The following is an 18,574-nucleotide window of genomic DNA, read 5'->3' as shown; positions in this document are numbered from 1 at the left end:
CTCCGCCAGGGGCATCTCGCATGTCACTGCCGTGCCGGACAGCACACCGCTCACGCAGAGGCTCGCCGAGGTCTGGAACCATGGCGCCTCCGCCTGGACCACCGAGGAACACGAGGCCTACGCCAACCACCTCGACGACTCCCGCGCACTGATCGCGGTCTCCGCAGCCTCCAACCGCTGGAAGGCCGACAAGAACCCCACCGAGAGGCTGCCCAGTGGCTGCCCCGTACGCCTGCCACCGATGCGCCTGGGTCACCGACAGGGTCGCCGAGCGCACGGCGAGGGTGAATCTGCCGGGGCAGACCACGATGTACTGCTTCGTCACCACCAGGTCCTCGAAGTCGATACCCGGGAGTCCTTGAGCGGAAGACTCCCTTCGGGAGGGAAGGGCCGTTGTCGGTCCGAAGGTTCACTGTGACGCAAAGACGTCACGGGCAATTCTGTGCACAAAGGGGATCTTGTTCGGTACAGGTGCCAAGGCATGATCGGGCCGCGGCAATTTCATGACCTGCTGATTGTCGCGGCGTCAGGAACCGTTCGGACTCAGGGGCTGTCTCATGGACTTACGGCGCTTCAGGCTGCTCAGAGCCGGAGTGGTGATTGCTCCTTCTTGCCGGGCTCAACTCCGTTGTCCCCGTTGCGGCTACTGCCGCTCCCGTCCTCAGCCCCGCGACGAGCGCCTCGGCGGTCGATGGTCCGGCCGCTGCCGAACCCGAGCACGCGATGCCGCTGTCTCATCGGCTTGCGCAGGTCGAGCAAGACTGCAGGACTCGCGACTCCGAACTGTCAGCGGCACCCAGGACGCACCCCTCGGCCGCCGCCTCCGTGTTCGAGGTGCGATGACAGACGCGAGGACGACTGGACCACGAAAAGATCCGATGCGGCTCTCTGCGTGGTAACCCTCGATGAGGCGAGGCGGATGCCCTGGCGGGCCAGAAGGCGCCTGCGCAGAGCACAGAGGAGCGGCAGAACGGGGGTTCTTCTGATTGCTGAAACCAGAGAGCCGATCCGAAGTTTCATCTACAGAGCGGGTACCGTGTCCATCCGCGAGAACGGCCTGGAGGTTTGTTCTCGAGACCGTTTCGTGAAAGCACCGCAATTCCTCGAACTTGCGCCAGGTCTCCATGACATGGAATTTCTGGTGCGTCGCCCGAGGGAAAGCAGGACCAGCTCGTTCCGGGGAGCCGTGGAGCTGCGGGAGGGGGACGTCTTGGTTGCCTTGTGCGATCCGGTGCAACCGAACACTTTCCACAGGAAGAGCCGGACTGCGGACTCCTGGTCTGTCGGGATCCTTTCGCCGCCGGAGAAACACTGACGAGACACCTCATACAGCCATGGGGGCAGATGGTTGCTCGTTGACGGTGATGACGAGGCGAAGGCGACCGCCTCGTCGAGTTTCCGGCAGGGCGATTGCAGAATTCCGGGTAAGTTGATCGATCGCTGCCGCCCGGAGTCCCCTGTCCACGGGGCTCGGGCCACCTGATGACTTGCGGAGTCGTGCCGCACGCGGCTGACGACCACGTCGCCGTGCGGGCCCTCCATGCCGACCGTAGGCGTCTGGGTGCTCACGTGCGCCGCAGGGGGCCTGCGGCGCACGGGCACCTGTCTCACATCCCTTGTGGCTGCCGCCCCTCGAGTTCCCGCCTGGCGGCAAACGCCTTCGCCAGCACCTTGTCCCGGTAGGGATTCGCGGCACCCAGGGCCGACGCCACCGCAACCGCCTCGTCCAACAGCGCCAGCCGCTGCTCAGGCAGCTCCCGCACCAGCGACGACGCGCTGGCCTCCACCAGAACGTACGCCAGCTTCGACCCGTACACCTCCGGCTCGACCTGCGTCAGCAGGCGGTAGACCCACAACCCCTCGGCGCCGCGCACCACCCGCCGGTTGGCACTGAGCAACCGGACCCTCGCCCGCATGACCATGTCCTGGTCCATCGATCCCCCTCCGTTCCCCCACCCCCACCTGCACCCGTCCCACGACGAGACAGCACGACGAACGCGCCGACACCCCAGAACGGATGCCGACACGGACGTCGGAGAGCGGATGACGACGAGTCTGCGGGCAGGCCACCACCCCGGACAAGCCTCAACGAACGTGCGCTCCGTCCTACCGCAAACCATGTCCGAGCAGGCATGATGGACCTGACACTCACTCAAACCCCTGTCTTCCACGCAGCGCGATGCGAACGGTGAGTTCCCGTCACCCGGGGGACACGACCAGCTGGTGGTCCGCAGCGGGACAGAACACCGCGGACGGCGCCAGACCCGCGCTCCCCCGTCGGTTCGGGAAGCCCGGGAAGGCACGTCGCCAGTGGTGGGCGGCAGGATGCCGGTCATGACAACACCTGCGGCAGAGCTCATGGATGCCGCCGCCTACGCGCAGGCGGTCGAGGAGGCCGTCAGAGCGGCGGCCGCGTACTACGCGGGCGGCACGTCGCCGCTGGACGACGACGTGGCTGAGCGTGTGCGGGTGCGAGAGATCGATGACGACGACGGGCAGCGGCTGCTGCGGATTGTGCGCCGGGGCACGGGGTCGGTGGTGACCTGGCGGCGGGCCCAGATGGTCTTGTTGTCCGCGCAGGGCATGCTGGTCGACAACATCGCGACGGTGACGTTCACAAGCCCGGACCGGGTCCGGGACGTGATGCACAACTTCGACGCCGACGGCTTCGAGGCGCTCTACCCCAAGTACCGGGGCGGGCGCTCGAAGACCTTCACACTCCTGGAACGGCGGGAGATCAAGAAGATCGCCAAGCCCAAGCCCAAGCCCACCGAGCACAGCCTGCCGTTCTCGACCTGGAGCCTGGTCAAACTGGCCGACTTCCTGGTCCACGAGGGGGTGGTCGACGACATCAGCCACGAGGGACTGCGCATCCTGTTCCACGAGGAAGGCGTCACCTTTCAACGGGTGAAGACCTGGAAGACCTCGAAAGACCCGGACTACGAGGCCAAAAAGGCCCGGGTCGATCACCTCTACGCCATCGCCGACGGCGAAGTGATACCTGAACCCGGCGAGCCCGAAGTCGTCCTCTGCATGGACGAGTTCGGCCCACTCGACCTCCAGCCCCGTTCCGGACGCCAGTGGACTGAACGCGGCGGCAAGGGCAAGGACCCCTGCCGCGAACCTCGACCGCGCCGCCGGGCCACCTACACCCGCCCGCACGGCGTTCGCCACCTTTTCGCAGCCTACGACCTGGGCAAAGACCAGCTCTACGGCCACATCAAGAAGACCAAGAACCGCAGCAAGTTCCTGGAATTCTGCCGCTACCTGTGCTCGCTGCACCCGGCGGACGTACGCATCGCGATCGTCTGTGACAACTACGCGCCGCACTTGACGACCAAGCGCTGCCAGCGGGTGGGCGCGTGGGCGGCTGCCAATAACGCCGAGATCGTCTACACCCCGACCAACAGCCCCTGGCTGAACAGGATCGGGGCCGAGGGCAGTATGGTCCGCCGACACATCGTCTGGCGGAACAAGAACGCCGCCGACCAGCGCCTCGCTGCCCTCGTCCGCAGGGCGAATGCCGCCTGACCCGCGCCGCCGGGGTCTGTCCTGGGTCGTCAGGGCCGGATCGGTGGCGCACTCATCGCTGCCGTCAGGAACGTGATCGCCCATCGCCGGGCCGCCTCGCCCGCTACCGGGGACACGCAGCCAGGGGAGGGCTGCTGGTGGACCTGGAGGCGGTCGACGGCCGTCACGGCGAAGATCCCCCGCATCCGGAACCACAGCTCCTCCGGGGAAAGGCCGGGCAGTACGCGCGCGAAGGCTGCGAAGTAGCGCTCGCGGACCGAGTCCTCGGCCGGGCCGGTCCAGCTGCGCGCCTCCTCGGCCGGGTCGCTGAGGATCGTCACGATCAGCCGGGACGTCCGGGCGCCGCCCTCGTCGCCGGCCGGCATCTCGTCGAACAGCGGCCCCGCGAATGCCTCCACCAGTTCGCCGACCGGCGGGTCGGGGGTCCGGGCGAGCAGTTTGTCTAGCCCGGCGCACTGGGCAGCGGTGATGGGCTCGACCACGCGGCGGACGACTGCGGCCATCAGCTCCGCCTTCGAGCCGAAGTGGTAGCCGACGGCGGCCAGGTTCGCTCCGGCGAGTTTGGTGATCGCTCGGACCGAGGTGCCGCGGTATCCGTGCTCGGCGAAGAGGTGCTCGGCCGCGTCGAGGATCTGGGTGCGGGTGTCTGGGGTCGCCACACCAGGACTATACATATGTTTGAATGAAACGAACGTATGAATCAAACGACCGTATGGAAGAGGACTGTCATGAAGCTGCTCGTGTACGGCGCCGGGGTTTGCGGCAGCCTGTTCGCCGCCCGCATGCACGAGGCAGGCCACGACGTCTCGCTCCTCGCCCGGGGCGAACGCCTGACCGCCCTGCGCCGGCACGGAGTGCAGCTCGCCGAGGAAGACGGCCCTGTCAGGCGGGTGCCGGTACCGGTGACAGAGCACCCGGACGGCGGGTACGACCTGATCACCGTCTTCGTCCGCACCCACCAGGTGGATGCAGCGCTGGAATCACTCGCCGGTGTCCAAGGTGACGTGCTGTTCCTGCTCAACTGGGCAGCCGGCCCAAAGACGCTGGGTGCGGTGATCGGCCACGAGCGGGTGCTGCTCGGCTTCCCCATGACCGGCGGCACGATGGACGGCGACGTGGTCCGCTACCGCAAGACCAATTTCATCACCCGCCGGGTCGCGATGCCGATCGGCGAGCCCGACGGCCGTACCACCCCGCGACTGGAACGGATCGTGGAGACATTCCGTACCACCGGGATCAACGCCGAGGCCGAGCCGCAGATGGATGCCTGGCTCAGGACGCACGCCGCGTTCGAGGTCCCGCTCGGTCAGGCGGTACGCGCGGCGGGCGGACCGGTAGCGCTGGCCGACGACCCGGACGCGGTCCGCGGCATGCTCCACCTCATGCGGCAGAACCTCGCCGCAATGGAGACGCCGCCGGTACCTCGCGCGTTCGCCGCGTTGCGGGCTCTGCCGCAAGGGCTCCTCGTGGCCGTGCTCCGGCGCTTCCTGAAGAGCCCGACGGCCGTGCACAGCGGACTCAGCGACCACTCGCCTGCCACGGCGGCCGAACTCGAGCGGCTGGCCGAACAGCTCCGTGCCCCTGCGGGAGCCTGCCAAGCGACCCAGGACGGCGAAAACCTCACCACGCACACCACCGCCAGTCCCACAGTCATCGAACCCGGCTCCGCTGGCTCCACGGACGGCGACCGCTGACCTCATGACCGTTTCGGTAGCAATGGAGCGTCCGGCCTTCGGAGTTGGCGTGCCTTTCTCCCCCCTCGCGGCCAGGTCCTTCAAATAGCGCGGCGCTACAGGGCGAACGTTGGTTGATGCGGCGCCAGCAGGTCACCCTTCACTCATTACCCCGCAGTGTCCCTGCCGGAGGGATCGAGCAGCGAGTGCTTTCCCCACGAGCCCGCCGTGCTGGCCGCCGGCCGACGGGCGGCCGCCGATCGGCCGACGCAAGCTGTTCGGCTGCAGTCGAGGACCGGCCGCGACGTCACCGCGCTCTGGATGGACCTGGCCATGGCCGCGATGCGCCTACCGCCCGGCCTGGTCCTGGACGGCGTTATGTGACCTGTGGGGGTGTCTCAGCCCCAAGGTGTCTCAGGCCGCGCAGCTCCCATGGACGAGACGTGACGGGCGTCGCGGCCACGTGCCGCAGCGGCCGCTCACAGGTGGCCGTCCAGGAACTTCCGTACCTCGGCGATGGTCATAGGCCCCGTGCCGTGCGCCACCGCCTCTCCCTCCTTCAGCAGGACGCAGGACGGGGCTCCGGTGATCCCGTACCGCTCGGTTGCGGCCGGACAACGCGTGATGTCGGCGCGGACGACCGTCAGGCGGCCCGTGTAGTCGTCGGCGATGCCACCCACGACGAGGTCCATCACCCGGCAGGGCTCGATTGCCTTGGGCCATGTCCCGGTGAAGTATGCGAGGACCGGAACTCCGCTCATCCCGAGGATGAAATCGAACTCCGCGTCCTCACGGGGTCGGTGAACCCGCTTCGTCATGGAAGCTCCTGCCCTCACGTTCCGTCATTCCATCCCCATCATCTCTCGCGCGGTGTGCCAGGCCGGCTCGGCTGGTCGTCCGGTTGACCTGTCGGAAGGGAGGCACGGGGCCGTCGCAGAACCACGGTGGTCCCCGGCGCGAGCGGCCGGGCCCCCGCGCCCCGGTGACCCGGCCTGGCCGCCCCGCCGGTCACCCAGCTGCAGCCCGCCGCGCGCCCGCGGGTCAGCTCGTGCCAGGACAGCGGTCTCCGCGAAGACATGAATGCCGTTTTCCAGGGCCCAGCGGCCCAGATCATCGACCAGCTGCTCGATGAGCGCGTCGCCGAGCGGGCCGGTGCGCATCGTCCACCGGATCCAGTCGAGCCGTATCCGTCACCGCGCTTCTCGGAGACAGCGCCCCCGACGGGCTTCCCGAGGCCTTGTCCGGTCTTCACATCAACCCCCGGTCTCAGCTGGCTCATACCGCTCTTCCCGGGCCGCATGAGCCAGCTCTGATGGCACCGAGAACGAGGCACGATTCCTGGACCGCTCGCGGACGCGGTCGTGGACGGTCGAAGTACGCGTCAGCTGACCCGAAGACCGACCGCCAGCGTCAGTTCAAGGACCCGGTGTGGCGATGCGAGATCCGGAAACAGCTCCCGCAGCTGCGACATCCGGTACCGGACTGTCTGGGGATGGACGAACAACGCCGCCGCCACCTCGTCCCGCCTGCCCTGGTGCAGCAGCCACGCCCGCAACGTCTCCTCCAGCCGCCGTGCGGTGGCGACAGGCAAGGTCAGCAGCGGTGCGAGGGCTCGGGCACGCAGGTCTGCGAACGCGGCCGCGTCGGCGCTCAGCACCAGCTCGGGCAGGTGGTCCTCGGTGTCGCGGACATCAGAGGAGAGGGAACGCGCGCGTACGGCTCGTGCGTACGAGGCGGACGCACGAGCCCATGGCCGGGCCGGGCCGACCACGGCGGTGCGGTCGGTCAGCTGCCGCAAAAGATGTGATCGGTCGGCATCGGGGACGAGCAGCACACCGGTGGCGTCCGGCAGATCGTCGAGGACGAGGGTGCCCGGGTCGAGCGTGCGGTAGGCAGGCCGGGCCTGGGCGGCGGGCAGCAGGACCGCGGTCAGTGAAACCGGAGGCTGCCACCCGGCCCGTTGAGCAGAGGCCAGCAGTACGTCCGGGCTCGCGCCGGCGAGGAGGTCGCGGGCCAGGTGTTCCAGGTGGCGCTCGTGGGCCCTGCCCCGGGCGGCCAGTTCGTCGGCGTGGCCCGCGGCGCTCGCGGCGGAGAGCTCGTCGATGTAGGCGAAGGTCAGCTCGGCGAACTTGGCGACCTCGGCGGCGGGCAGACCTGCGGGTACGGCACCCGCTGCCAGGCAGCGCCAGGCCACACGGGCGCCGACGCGGTAGGCGCCGAGCAGGGCGTCCATCGAACGGCCGTCCCGGACTTCGCCGCGGCCCAGCTCGTAGGCTGCGTCACCGGCGTCGCCGCCTGTGGCGTTCCCGCTCGCGAGGTCCAGGTAGTGCCCCAGGGCGGTGCGGACGGCTCGGCGGATGGTGCCGCCCATGCGGCCCGAAAGGGCGTTGGCGTAGGGAGGGACCTCGTCGATGATCGCCTGGACGACCTCGTCGGCAGTGGTCCTCAGCGCGGCCCGAAGTGCGGTGACCGTCGTCTCATCCAGGGCCAGTTCGCTGGCCCTCTGGATTGCATGACTCACGTTTTTGTTCCCTACGAACAATTCAGCCGACCAGATTCACATCCTGCGGTCAGGACTTTACGCCCTGAGGCGCAGCAAGCTGGAGTCATGACGAGTGCGGCCCTCCGCAGTAGGGCGTGGAAACTGCTGGAGATGGTCACGACGCCGCTGCTGCCGTCGGACTACCTCGACCTGGTCAGCCCGCTGCGTGCGGGCGCGGACCTGCGTGGGCGCATCGAGGCCGTGCACCTCGAGACGGGTGACGCCGCGACCATCGTGATCAGGCCGGGACGGGGCTGGCGCGGCCACACGGCCGGTCAGTACGTGCGGATCGGGGTCGACGTCGACGGGGTGCGCCTGTGGCGTGCGTACTCGCTCACTTCACCGGCAAAGCGCCAGGACGGCCGCGTCACGATCACCGTGAAGGCGATCCCGGACGGCAAGGTCAGCAACCACCTGGTCCGCAGGGCGAAACCGGGCACGCTGATCCAACTCGACCAGGCGACCGGTGACTTCGTACTGCCGCAGGCCAAGCCCGCCAAGGTGCTCTACCTGACGGCCGGCAGCGGCATCACGCCTGTGATGGGCATGCTGCGCGACACCGAGTTCGACGACGTCGTCATGGTCCACTGCGCGCCACAGCCGCAGGACGTGATCTTCCGCAACGAACTGCACGACCTGGTCGCGGACAAGAAGCTGCGGCTCACCGAGGTGCACACCGACACGGACGGCATGCTCGACATCGCCCGTCTCGACGAACTCGTGCCCGACTGGGCCGAGCGCGAGACCTGGGCTTGCGGGCCCGCGGGCCTGCTCGACGCCGCCGAAGAGCACTGGACCGGGCACGGCGTACAAGAGCGCCTGCACACCGAACGCTTCCGCCCCGGCATCGTCGTCGCCGGCGACGGCGGCGAGGTCACGTTCAGCGCCACCGGCAAGACCGTCGACGCGGACGGCGCCACGCCGTTGCTGGACATCGGCGAGGAGGCCGGCGTGCTCATGCCCTCCGGGTGCCGCATGGGCATCTGCTTCGGCTGCGTCACGCCGCTCAAGGCGGGCGCCGTCCGCGACCTGCGCACCGGCGAGATCACCGAGGCCGAGCCGGGCGTCCTCATCCAGACCTGTGTGTCCGCCGCGGCGGGCCCCTGCGACATCGAACGGTAGGAGCACCTTGACCGCCATCGACCCCACCGCCCACCTGACCGCGGAGCAGATCGAGGAGCTCGGCCGCGAGTTGGACGCGATCCGCGACGAGGTGATCGCCGGCCGCGGCGAGAAGGACGCCGCCTACATCCGCAAGGTCATCTCGGCGCAGCGTAAGCTCGAACTGGCCAGCAGGGGCGTGCTGCTGTTCTCGATCTTCCCGCCCGCGTGGCTGATCGGCACGGCCGGGCTGTCCGTGGCGAAGATCATGGACAACATGGAGATCGGCCACAACATCCTGCACGGCCAGTGGGACTGGATGCGGGACCCGAAGATCCACTCCACCACCTGGGAGTGGGATCACGTCTCGCCGGCCGACCAGTGGAAGCACTCGCACAACGAGCTGCACCACACGTACACCAACGTGATCGGCAAGGACAACGACCTCGGCTACGGCATCATGCGCGTCGACGAGGACCAGAAGTGGCACCCGTTCCACCTCGGCCAACCGCTGTGGAACTTCATCAACGCCTGCTTCTTCGAGTACGGCATCGCGGCGTACGACCTGGAGCTCGGCAAGAACCTGCACAAGCGCCGCCGCAAGAACCCGGAGTTCCGCGCGCGGGCCAAGGCCGTGGGCCGCAAGATCCGCAAGCAGGTGCTCAAGGACTACGTGATCCACCCGCTGCTGTCGGGCCCGTCGTTCCTCACCACGCTCGCCGCCACGTTCACCGCGAACCTGGTCCGCAACATCTGGTCCCACTCGGTGATCATGTGCGGGCACTTCCCCGAGGGCGTGCAGGTCTTCGAGCGCCGGTCGATCAAGGGCGAGACGCGCGGCCAGTGGTACCTGCGCCAGATGATGGGCTCGGCGAACATCAGCGGCAGCAGGGCCATGCACTTCATGACCGGCAACCTGTCGCACCAGATCGAGCACCACCTGTTCCCGGACCTGCCGAGCAACCGATACGCCGAGGTCGCGGTGAAGGTGCGCGCGCTGTTCGAGAAGTACGAGCTGGAGTACGTCACCGGGCCGCTGCCCAAGCAGGTGTTCTCCGCGTGGCACAAGGTCTTCCGGCTCTCGCTGCCGAACAAGAAGCCCAAGGTCAAAACGCCGGACCGCGAGCAGGAGCTCGTCGCGGCCTGATTCCCGGTATGGGTTCAGATCGTTCGGCCGTACCGGCGGCATCGCCGGGTTCGGCGAGATCCGTTGCGGACGGTGGGCGGCCGCGACAGCAGACCGTACGACACGGGATCCGGGCAGCCCGGTGTCCGGCTGCGCTGCCTGGACGTGCGCCAGGAGCTCAGCACACAGCCCCCGGCGAGCTGTTGTGGTGCGCTGACCTGCCGTGGTCGGGCCGGTAGTCGGGTGCGTACGCGCACTCGGTGTTCCGGGCCTGTCCATGGGCTGGTCAGCCGAAGTCGAGCGTGTCGTGGCACTGGTCGCCGCCAGCACTCAGACCGCGCGGCAGCCCCACCACCGAATCCGGGACCGCCCGAGCTCACGGTGACTGTGCAGGACGCAGCCCCGGAAGCGGCGCCGAGCTGCGAGTTCTACGCGTCACAGCCCAAACACAGCGGCTCCCGGATGACAGGTACCGGAGGCATCAGTACGTGCTCAGGTGGTCCCGCGGCCTGCAGCAACGGCGGACGCACCACGGCCCCCTCCCCGTCCGTCATGCCCGTGGGACGGCCCCGCTCGCACCTGCCGTTGCCCGCGGCGTTCCCGAACCGGCCCGCGAGGCAGTCACCCCCGGCAGGGCCAGTCGAACCGGACCCGACCGGCCCGAGGCCGCACCCATGCGACAACAGGGGCCCCCTGGACAGCCCGTCGGCCCAGACACCCACCCGGCTGCCCAGGACCCTGTTCTCCATGCCCGGCACTCGCCGCGATCACCCGAACGAGACCCCCGTCCGGCCAACACCCCGCAAGACCGCAACGGCAACAGCCTCTCAGCGCGGCTCTGCCGGCCAGCCCAGGGCCCGGAAGACGGCGACGGGGTCGAGATAGTCGCGCCAGCGCGTCACACGGCGGTCCTTGATGGTGATCACGGAGACGAAGTGGTTGTCGTAGGCGCGCCCGGTACGGACCGCCCGCCCGTGCACGGCGTACTCCAGGACGACCACGGACGTGCCGGTGTCGTGGTGGACCGCCAGCCCGTCCGCGCCGGCCAGGACCATCGCATCCCCGTAGCCGCGGTACAAGTCGGCGACCGCGCGTCGGCCCTCGACCCGGCGCGGGTAACCGGGGACGGAGACCACGTACTCGACGACGACGTCCTCGGCCAAAAGGTCGAAGAAGTGCTCCCCGTCGGCCAGGCCCGCCAGGCCCTCCTGGACGATCCGGAAGAACGGCTCCAAGGCTGCGAAATCCTCAAGGTTCTCGATGGCGTTCTCACTGGCCATGGTCACAGGGCCGCCGCTGCCGTCCAGGCACGGGCGTTGCGCCGCGCGAACTCACGGAAGGTCGTCGCCTTGTGGCCGGTGACCTTCTCGATGTCGTCGTTGGGCACGGAGCCGTGACCCGAGATGATGGCGCCGGTCAGCCACCGCAGCATCACCGCGTAGCCGGCGGGCACGATTCCGGCGGCGACGGCACCGCCGATCCACACCTCGGGGTCGAGGTCCCGGTGCCTGACCGACTGTCCGGTCACGGCGGTGATGATACCGGCGACTTCACCGACCGTGAGGGCCTGCGGGCCCGTGGGCGCATACACGGCCCCGGCATGAGCCTCGGGGGCGAGCAGCGTCTCGGCCGCGACGGCGGCGATGTCGGCCGCGTCCACGAAGGCCTCGGTGCCACTGCCGGTGGGGACCGTGATCACCCCGTCGACGACGGGCAGATGCTCGTCGGCGAAGTTCTGCATCACCCAGGCCGGGCGCACGACGGAGTGGGTGAAGGCCGAACGGGCGGCCAGGCCGGCCTCGACGGCCCTGATGTCGATCTGCGGCGGTACGCCGTCGGCGCCGTAGGTGCTCAGATAGGTGACATGGCGAACGCCGGCGGCCTCGGCGAGGTCGAGGAAGGCCGCCACCTGGCCGGCATACGCGATGCGCATGACGGGCGTGACGAGGTAGAGGCTGTCGATGCCGCGCAGGGCGCCGGCGTGGGTGGCCGGGCTGTCCCAGTCGAACAGCACGTCGGCGCCGTGACGGGCCGCGGTACGGGCGCCGCGCCCCCGCTCGGCGAGCCTCTTCGCCACAAGCGAACCGGTGCGGCCGGTGCCGCCGAGAACGAGCGTGGTCTGCGGAGATTCAGTCATGACCCCATCGTGAGCGAGGCCATCGGAGCGGATCAATGTGTGATTCACTCGTTCTTTTACGTCAAACGCTCTGATCATTGCCCGCAGCGGTCGCCCTGCTGATACTGGCCACATGGACCTACTGCGTGATCACCTCGCGCGGGCCCGTGCCGGCGGCGCGGTGTTCGCCCGTACGGTCGCCGAGCCCCCGTGGGGTCTGCGGCTGGCCGGCACGATCCAGCTGTCCCTGCACACCGTCGTCCGGGGCCGGGGATGGCTGTGGTTCGGTGCCGACGGCCCGGGACGCACGGTGGAACTCGTGCCTGGGGAGGTGACCCTCGTACGCGGCGGCACCGACCACTACATCGGCCACGAGCCCGGCACCGACTGCCTCGAACCGGACGAGTTCAGGGCCCGGCACGCCACCGACGGGGAGCCGGACAGCCCCGCAGCGACCGTGTTCCTCTGCGGCGCCTACCGGTTCTCCGGCGACATCGGAAACGGGCTGCTCACAGCCCTCCCCCAGGTCCTGACCCTGCAAGCAGCCGTCGGCGACCCGCTGAGGGACGTGATCGCCCTGCTCTCCCACGAGCTCGCCCACCCCGAACCCGGCCAGCCCACCGTCCTCGACCGGCTCCTCGACGTCCTCCTCGTACTCGCCATCCGCAACGACTTCCGCCACAACCCGAACGCACCCCGCTGGTACCACGCATCCACCGACCCCCGCCTGAGCCCCGCGCTGCAGGCCATCCACGAAAACCCAAGCCACCCCTGGACCGTCCCCGAACTCGCAGCGATCAGCCGCCTGTCCCGGGCCGCCTTCGCACGCACCTTCCACGAGGCGCTCGACCAAACCCCCATGCAGTACCTCACCGACTGGCGCATGACCCTCGCACGCGACCATCTGCGCACCGGCGAACTCGGCATCGCAGACATCGCCCACAGCGTGGGCTACACCTCCCCCTACGCCTTCACAACCGCCTTCCGCCGCCACCACAACCAACCCCCCACCACCTGGCGACAACAAGAATCAGCACACAACGCCCAACCCCAACCACACAACACCCGACCCCACTGACACCCGAGACAACCGGCAGGACCCCCCAGCAAGGCAGCCTCTCCTCGACCAGCCGAGTCGCTCTTCCAGTCATGCCCAGCAGAGGGAACCCCACGGACGACGAGCAGACAGCGCTGATCCCACTGCCCGCGAAGAACAGCAACCCGCGCAGCCGAACGCGAGAACACCGACACACTGTGCTGACCGGCCCTTCCCACCTGGTCCACCCGGCAGCGGCCACGGCCTGCTCCGCGAGGCCCCCTTTGAGAAGTGACACCGATGAATGCGATGTGCGTGAGCTGTTGGACTCGGAAATCGAGCCAGGGCACAGTAGGCACGTTCGCCCCCCGAACGGTATGAAACCCACTGTCGCCTGCGGAGACCCTCATGAACCACGTCGCGGACCCCGAGCGGTACAACGGCACGATGCGCTACCGGCGCACCGGGCGTTCGGGCCTCGACCTGCCCGTCCTGTCCCTGGGCTACTGGCACAACTTCGGTGACGACCGGTCGTTCGAGAGCCAGCGGGACATCGCGCTGCGCGCCTTCGACCTCGGAATCACCCACCACGACCTGGCCAACAACTACGGCCCGCCCTACGGCTCCGCGGAACTCAACTTCGGGCGGCTGCTGAAGCAGGACCTCGCGCCGTACCGGGACGAGCTGGTCGTCTCCACGAAGGCCGGCTGGGACATGTGGCCCGGCCCCTACGGCCAGGGCGGCGGCTCCCGCAAGTACCTGCTGGCCTCCCTCGACCAGTCCCTGCAGCGCACCGGCCTCGACTACGTCGACATCTTCTACTCCCACCGCCTCGACGCGAGCACGCCCCTGGAGGAGACGATGGGCGCGCTGGACACCGCCGTCCGCCAGGGCAAGGCCCTGTATGTCGGAATCTCCTCCTACGACGCCGAGCGCACCCGGCAGGCCGCCGCGATCCTGCGGGAACTGGGGACGCCTCTCCTCATTCACCAGCCGTCGTACAGCATGGTGAACCGCTGGATCGAGACGGACGGGCTGCTCGACGCGGCGCAGGAAGAGGGCTTCGGCGTCATCGGGTTCACGGCGCTCGCGCAGGGCCTGCTCACCGGGCGCTACCTCGACGGCATCCCGGAGGGCTCGCGGGCCGCGGCCGGGACGTCGTTCGACACCAACTGGCTGTCGGACGACATGGTGAACAGGCTCCGCGCGCTCAACGCCATCGCCCAGCGCCGTGGGCAGACCCTCGCGCAGATGGCACTCGCCTGGGCACTGCGTGACAAGCGGGTCACCTCACTGGTCATCGGCGCGTCACGTACCGAACAGCTCGTGCAGAACGTCGCCGCGCTGGAGAACCTGGAGTTCACCACCGAGGAGCTGACCGAAATCGACACGTACGCTGTCGACGGCGGCGTCGACCTGTGGCACGACGCCCGCACCGGAAAAATGAACTGAGGCCACACCTGCGACGACCACGGGACTGGTCTCAGGGTGGCCGTGCCGGGCCTCGTCGGCGCGCGGTCAGGCGAAGGCAAGCGAGCGGAACGCGTTGCGGACGCGGATGAGGGATCCGTAGTCCCTGGTGTAGTAACCCGTGTTGGTGAGCAGGACCGCCCAGCGGCCCTGCTTGGGGGACAGCCATGCGCTTGCCGCGAAGGAGCCGTAGTGCTCCCAGATGCCGTCGGTCCCGGGGGTCGCTCCCGAGGCCGGGCGCCACAACAGTCCGCCGGCGGGGGCGAGTTCGCCGGTCTGGGTGCGCAGTGACTCCTTGATCCAGGCGGTGCCGAAGCCCGGCCGGCTGCCGTTCTGTCCCGGCTGGAGCAGGTGGCGGAGGAAGGCCGCGAGGTCGGGGAGGACGGAGAACACTCCTGAGGTGCCGCAGACTCCGCCGAGCAGGCGCGCCGGCCATCCGTGGGCGGTGCCCCTGAGGCGAGTCCCGGTGCTGTCGTCGAGTTCGGTCGGCGCGCACCGGGCGGTCGCTTCGCCGGGCAAGGGGCCGTAGCGGGTGCGTGTCATGCCGAGGGGTTGCCACACTCCGGTCGCCGCGAGGACGTCGAGGCTCTGGCCGGAGAGTTCTTCGGCGAGATAGCCGAGGACCAGGGCGGCGCGGTCGGAGTACTCCACGGCCGTCCCGGGCGGGCGGCGCAGGGCCTCGTGGAGGACCCCGTCGCGCATGTCCCCCGGCTCGGTGTCGTACAGGTTCGTCGGGCCGGTCCCGAGCGGGACGCCTGCCGTATGGGTGAGCAGGTGGCGTGTGCTCACCCGGCCCAGCGGGTGGTCGCGCACCTCGGACCAGAAGTCACCCAGCTGCTCGTCGAGGTGCAGCTTGCCGGCTTCGACGAGGGATCCGATGGACGACCACACCGCGAGGATCTCCGTGAGGCCTTCGACGTCGAAGACGGTGTCGTGCCGCATCGGGTCGTCGGGCTGGTCGGGATCCGGGACCCCCTGGGTGCCGAAGGTCATGTTTCCGGAGCGGTCACCGACGGCCCAGACGGCACCCGGGTAGACCTTGTCGCGGGCGCCTTCGCCGACGGCATGGCGGATACGGTCGATGTCGAGGTCGAGGGCCATGGTCTCCCGATCTGTCCTGGGCCGTGTGGTCTCCCGTCGCTCAGCGTAGTGAGGCGAGCGGGGAGGTCCCGGCTGCGCCACGACGAGCGGGCCGTGCTGTTCACCGAGGTTGCGCGCCTGCCGCCGGGTCGGCGCGCGGGCACCGCCCGCCGACCGGCTGAGGTCGCGCCGCCAACCGGCGGGTTCTGCGAACCGGTCGCCCGGAGGCCCGCTGCCGCGGGGGTAGGCATCGACCCGGGCATGCGAGGAGCGGAGCGCACATGATCCGGGTACTGGTGGTCGACGACGAAGCTTTGATCCGTACGGGTTTCACGCACATCCTCGAAGCGGCGGACGACATCGAAGTCGTCGCGGCGGTACCCGGTGGCCAGGCCGTGCGGGCGGTGCGGGAGCTGTGCCCCGACGTCGTCCTGCTCGACATCCGGATGCCGGACGTGGACGGGCTGACGGTCCTGGCCGAAATCCGCCGTATGCCGAAGGCCCCGGTGGTCGCCATGCTCACCACGTTCGACACCGACGAGTACGTGGCGACCGCCCTGCGTTCGGGCGCCGCGGGTTTCCTGCTCAAGGACACCGATCCCGAGCAGCTTCCCTACCTGGTGCGCAGCCTGGCCGAGGAAGGGACCGTGCTGTCGTCCAAGGTCACCCGGCTGGTGGTGGGCGGCTACCTCGACAACAGCATCCGTGAGCCCACCGCCGTCCGCCTGACCGCTCGCCTCACCGGGCGCGAGCGGGCGGTGCTGGTCCTGATGGCCGAAGGACTCGCCAACAACGAGATCGGCGAACGGCTGCATCTGAGCACCGGCACCATCAAGGGGCATGTCACCAACGTGCTCGGCAAACTGCAGGTGAGCAGCCGTGTCCAGGCGGTTCTGATCGCCGAGCGCGCGGGCCTGCTCTCTCACGCACAGGACGAGGGTGTCCGATGACCCGGCGACAGCCGCGGGCCGTGCTCATGGACATCGGGCTCGTCGGGATCGCGCTGGCGGACGCATGGGCTCACGTCGACATCGAGGACCGGCCGACCACTGCCTGCGCGTTGCTCGGTGCCCTCGCCCTGGTGCTGCGTCACCGGCTGCCCCTGACCACCTTCGTCCTCACGCTCCCCACCGGCCTGGTCACCGATGCGGTGGTCGCGCCCACGGCGGCGCTGTACACACTGTCCTCCCTCAACCGCCACCGTTTCCTGTTGGGCGGCTGCGCGCTGCTCTACGCGATCATCGACTTCCTGCCCTGGCCGTGGTCGTCCCTCGACGCCACCGAGCTGTCGCAGACGAACAGCCTGTTCCACCTCAGCTACACGCTGGCCACCGCTGCCGCTCCCGTTTTCCTGGGCCAGCTCGTCCAGGCCCGGCGCGAGCTCTCGCTGCGGCTCGCCGACATCTCCGAGGCCCGCAGGCAGGAACGGCTGCTGACCGCTCAGAGCGTGCTGGCGAAGGAGCGTGCCCAGCTTGCCCGGGAGATGCACGACGTGGTCTCCCACCAGGTCAGTCTCATCGCCGTACAGGCCGGTGCGCTCCAGGTGGGCGGCCGGGACGCCGAGACGAGACAGGCCGCGGCCACGATCCGCCGCCTGAGCGTGCAGACCCTGGAGGAGCTGCGGCACATGGTCGGCGTGCTGCGGGCCTCCGGCAGCAGGCCCACAGAGCTCACCCCGCAGCCTTCGCTCGCCGACCTGGAGCACCTGCTGGACGCCGGCGGCATCGAGGCCAAGCTGGAGACCGATGTGCCCGAGGAGCTTCCGCCCACGGTGCAGCGGGCCGTGTACCGGACCGTCCAGGAAGCGCTGACCAACGTCCGCAAACACGCCCCCGGCGCCGCCGTGACCGTCCGTATCGGGCTCAGGGAGGGTGTTCTGCGCACCACGGTCACCAACACCGCCCCCACCCGAAGCGCGCTCGCCCTGCCCAGTGCCCACCACGGCCTGGCGGGTCTGGCCCAGCGGGCGGAGCTCCTCGGCGGTACCGTCACATCCGGCCCCACGGATCAGGGTGGCTACGAGCTCCGGCTCGAACTGCCCCATGAGCCGAACGGGTGACCCGTGCCTGGTTCCGGCCGGGCCTGGCCGCAGGGGTGGGCCGGCCGGCCGGTCGGCGGGGTGGTTTCGGACACCTGGCGGATGGTGCCGCAGGGGGGCCTGCACCGACTGTGGAACACGTGAGGCACGACGTGCCGACAGCCGTCCGCACCGTCCGAAGCCACGCCCGGCCAGGAAAGAGGTGGGTCCCATGTCGATCGGCCTGACGCTCCTGTGCGCGCCCGGCGGTGACCCCACTCTGGATCCGCTCCTCGGCGACGCCCATCTGAGCGAGGACAGCATCCACATGGCAGGCGCTGCGAGAGCAGTGCTCTCTCCCCGCGAGCCGGCCGTCCGGGCGCCTTCGATCCGTTGCTCGGAGACCGCTGACGCCATCGGTCTCGTGGCATCGTCCGAGCCCATGCTGCGCGATCTCAACGTGGGCAGGTGGTGCGGTCGCACTGTCGGCGAAGTCGCCGCGACCGACCCCGACGGGTTCACCGCCTGGCTCACGGATCCGGACGCCACACCGCACGACGGAGAGTCCGTACGACAGCTGTGCCGCCGGTCGGCGGACTGGCTGAGCAGCGTGGTGCCGCACACGGACCACGCGGTGGCCATCACCGAGGCAGCCGTCGTCCGGGCCGTGCTCATCGATGCGCTGGCCGTACCGGCAAGAGCTTTCTGGCATCTCGCCGTGCCACCCCTGTGCGCGGTCTTCCTCACCTGGCGAGGCGGCCGCTGGGACGTGCAGTTCGGCGGCGTCTCACCCCAGGAGCCCCGGCGCCGGCTTCTCTCCAGGGTCTGACCAGCGCATTCGAGGCCAGGGGCGGGGCCAGCGCCGAAGGGCGTTCCACCTCC

17 protein-coding genes are annotated in these 18,574 nt (G+C 69.3%); 10 read left to right on the top strand and 7 right to left on the bottom strand.

Features of this window, described 5'->3' with window-relative positions; translation table 11 throughout:
* Window positions 1–1,607 precede the first annotated feature (1,607 nt).
* Entirely contained in the window at window positions 1,608–1,934 is a 327-nt protein-coding gene (locus ACFWPS_RS26600) for a hypothetical protein (protein ID WP_383708749.1), read from the bottom strand.
* Between the two features lie 517 nt (window positions 1,935–2,451).
* On the opposite strand from ACFWPS_RS26600, the gene ACFWPS_RS26595 reads away from it, so the two are divergent.
* Window positions 2,452–3,531 carry an IS630 family transposase gene (locus tag ACFWPS_RS26595; RefSeq protein ID WP_383708817.1) on the top strand — a complete coding sequence of 360 codons (1,080 nt, stop codon included), beginning with the start codon at window positions 2,452–2,454 and terminating at the stop codon, window positions 3,529–3,531.
* Between the two features lie 29 nt (window positions 3,532–3,560).
* On the opposite strand, the gene ACFWPS_RS26590 is transcribed toward ACFWPS_RS26595, so the two are convergent.
* Window positions 3,561–4,190, bottom strand: coding sequence for a TetR/AcrR family transcriptional regulator (locus ACFWPS_RS26590; protein WP_383708747.1), 630 nt, complete (start codon window positions 4,188–4,190; stop codon window positions 3,561–3,563).
* Window positions 4,191–4,259: 69 nt separating this feature from the next.
* Here ACFWPS_RS26590 and ACFWPS_RS26585 point away from each other — a divergent pair, with 69 nt between their 5' ends.
* Together ACFWPS_RS26585 and ACFWPS_RS26580 are read left to right on the top strand one after the other, a co-directional pair.
* The gene (locus ACFWPS_RS26585; RefSeq protein ID WP_383708745.1) at window positions 4,260–5,225 is read left to right on the top strand and encodes a ketopantoate reductase family protein; all 966 of its coding nucleotides are present in this window, start codon (window positions 4,260–4,262) and stop codon (window positions 5,223–5,225) included.
* A 156-nt stretch (window positions 5,226–5,381) separates the two neighbouring features.
* Window positions 5,382–5,588, top strand: a complete 207-nt coding sequence (locus tag ACFWPS_RS26580; protein ID WP_383708743.1) for a hypothetical protein — start codon at window positions 5,382–5,384, stop codon at window positions 5,586–5,588.
* Window positions 5,589–5,683: 95 nt separating this feature from the next.
* On the opposite strand, the gene ACFWPS_RS26575 is transcribed toward ACFWPS_RS26580, so the two are convergent.
* Window positions 5,684–6,022: a thioredoxin family protein gene (locus ACFWPS_RS26575; RefSeq protein ID WP_383708741.1), complete on the bottom strand. Its 339-nt coding sequence runs from the start codon at window positions 6,020–6,022 to the stop codon at window positions 5,684–5,686.
* Between the two features lie 563 nt (window positions 6,023–6,585).
* Window positions 6,586–7,725, bottom strand: coding sequence for a PucR family transcriptional regulator (locus ACFWPS_RS26570; protein ID WP_383708740.1), 1,140 nt, complete (start codon window positions 7,723–7,725; stop codon window positions 6,586–6,588).
* Between the two features lie 87 nt (window positions 7,726–7,812).
* Here ACFWPS_RS26570 and ACFWPS_RS26565 point away from each other — a divergent pair, with 87 nt between their 5' ends.
* Complete coding sequence (locus tag ACFWPS_RS26565; protein ID WP_383708738.1) at window positions 7,813–8,868, top strand: ferredoxin reductase; 1,056 nt, start codon at window positions 7,813–7,815, stop codon at window positions 8,866–8,868.
* 7 nt (window positions 8,869–8,875) lie between these two features.
* The gene (locus ACFWPS_RS26560; protein WP_383708736.1) at window positions 8,876–9,994 is read left to right on the top strand and encodes a fatty acid desaturase family protein; all 1,119 of its coding nucleotides are present in this window, start codon (window positions 8,876–8,878) and stop codon (window positions 9,992–9,994) included.
* Window positions 9,995–10,800: 806 nt separating this feature from the next.
* Here the strand turns inward: ACFWPS_RS26560 and ACFWPS_RS26555 are convergent.
* Window positions 10,801–11,253, bottom strand: a complete 453-nt coding sequence (locus ACFWPS_RS26555) for a nuclear transport factor 2 family protein (RefSeq protein WP_383708734.1) — start codon at window positions 11,251–11,253, stop codon at window positions 10,801–10,803.
* Between the two features lie 2 nt (window positions 11,254–11,255).
* Window positions 11,256–12,110, bottom strand: a complete 855-nt coding sequence (locus ACFWPS_RS26550; RefSeq protein WP_383708732.1) for an NmrA family NAD(P)-binding protein — start codon at window positions 12,108–12,110, stop codon at window positions 11,256–11,258.
* 112 nt (window positions 12,111–12,222) lie between these two features.
* On the opposite strand from ACFWPS_RS26550, the gene ACFWPS_RS26545 reads away from it, so the two are divergent.
* Both ACFWPS_RS26545 and mgrA read left to right on the top strand, forming a co-directional pair.
* A complete protein-coding gene (locus ACFWPS_RS26545) occupies window positions 12,223–13,167 on the top strand; it encodes a cupin domain-containing protein (protein ID WP_383708730.1) in 945 nt (314 codons plus the stop codon).
* A 366-nt stretch (window positions 13,168–13,533) separates the two neighbouring features.
* Window positions 13,534–14,577: an L-glyceraldehyde 3-phosphate reductase gene (mgrA, locus tag ACFWPS_RS26540; protein WP_383708728.1), complete on the top strand. Its 1,044-nt coding sequence runs from the start codon at window positions 13,534–13,536 to the stop codon at window positions 14,575–14,577.
* Window positions 14,578–14,643: 66 nt separating this feature from the next.
* On the opposite strand, the gene ACFWPS_RS26535 is transcribed toward mgrA, so the two are convergent.
* Window positions 14,644–15,696 carry a serine hydrolase domain-containing protein gene (locus ACFWPS_RS26535; protein ID WP_383708726.1) on the bottom strand — a complete coding sequence of 351 codons (1,053 nt, stop codon included), beginning with the start codon at window positions 15,694–15,696 and terminating at the stop codon, window positions 14,644–14,646.
* Between the two features lie 260 nt (window positions 15,697–15,956).
* Here ACFWPS_RS26535 and ACFWPS_RS26530 point away from each other — a divergent pair, with 260 nt between their 5' ends.
* The 3 genes from ACFWPS_RS26530 to ACFWPS_RS26520 all read left to right on the top strand — a co-directional run bounded on the left by ACFWPS_RS26530 (window position 15,957) and on the right by ACFWPS_RS26520 (window position 18,521).
* On the top strand, window positions 15,957–16,625 hold the full coding sequence (locus ACFWPS_RS26530) for a response regulator (RefSeq protein WP_383708724.1): 669 nt from the start codon (window positions 15,957–15,959) through the stop codon (window positions 16,623–16,625).
* The gene (locus tag ACFWPS_RS26525; protein WP_383708722.1) at window positions 16,622–17,734 is read left to right on the top strand and encodes a sensor histidine kinase; all 1,113 of its coding nucleotides are present in this window, start codon (window positions 16,622–16,624) and stop codon (window positions 17,732–17,734) included. The genes ACFWPS_RS26530 and ACFWPS_RS26525 overlap by 4 nt, the downstream gene beginning before the upstream one ends.
* A gap of 190 nt (window positions 17,735–17,924) precedes the next feature.
* Window positions 17,925–18,521 (top strand): histidine phosphatase family protein, encoded by a 597-nt coding sequence (locus tag ACFWPS_RS26520; RefSeq protein ID WP_383708720.1) that lies wholly within the window; start codon window positions 17,925–17,927, stop codon window positions 18,519–18,521.
* Window positions 18,522–18,574 lie beyond the last annotated feature (53 nt).

The organism is Streptomyces sp. NPDC058457 (assembly GCF_042720695.1).
Taxonomy (GTDB): Bacteria; Actinomycetota; Actinomycetes; order Streptomycetales; family Streptomycetaceae; genus Streptomyces.
This window is presented reverse-complemented; position numbering and strand designations above follow the sequence as displayed.

Coding starts and splice junctions, on each gene's coding strand:
- ACFWPS_RS26600 (WP_383708749.1), bottom strand. CDS start 1,934: ATGGACCAGGACATGGTCATGCGGGCGAGGGTCCGGTTGCTCAGTGCC.
- ACFWPS_RS26585 (WP_383708745.1), top strand. CDS start 4,260: ATGAAGCTGCTCGTGTACGGCGCCGGGGTTTGCGGCAGCCTGTTCGCC.
- ACFWPS_RS26575 (WP_383708741.1), bottom strand. CDS start 6,022: ATGACGAAGCGGGTTCACCGACCCCGTGAGGACGCGGAGTTCGATTTC.
- ACFWPS_RS26565 (WP_383708738.1), top strand. CDS start 7,813: ATGACGAGTGCGGCCCTCCGCAGTAGGGCGTGGAAACTGCTGGAGATG.
- ACFWPS_RS26555 (WP_383708734.1), bottom strand. CDS start 11,253: ATGGCCAGTGAGAACGCCATCGAGAACCTTGAGGATTTCGCAGCCTTG.
- ACFWPS_RS26550 (WP_383708732.1), bottom strand. CDS start 12,110: ATGACTGAATCTCCGCAGACCACGCTCGTTCTCGGCGGCACCGGCCGC.
- ACFWPS_RS26545 (WP_383708730.1), top strand. CDS start 12,223: ATGGACCTACTGCGTGATCACCTCGCGCGGGCCCGTGCCGGCGGCGCG.
- mgrA (WP_383708728.1), top strand. CDS start 13,534: ATGAACCACGTCGCGGACCCCGAGCGGTACAACGGCACGATGCGCTAC.
- ACFWPS_RS26535 (WP_383708726.1), bottom strand. CDS start 15,696: ATGGCCCTCGACCTCGACATCGACCGTATCCGCCATGCCGTCGGCGAA.
- ACFWPS_RS26530 (WP_383708724.1), top strand. CDS start 15,957: ATGATCCGGGTACTGGTGGTCGACGACGAAGCTTTGATCCGTACGGGT.
- ACFWPS_RS26525 (WP_383708722.1), top strand. CDS start 16,622: ATGACCCGGCGACAGCCGCGGGCCGTGCTCATGGACATCGGGCTCGTC.
- ACFWPS_RS26520 (WP_383708720.1), top strand. CDS start 17,925: ATGTCGATCGGCCTGACGCTCCTGTGCGCGCCCGGCGGTGACCCCACT.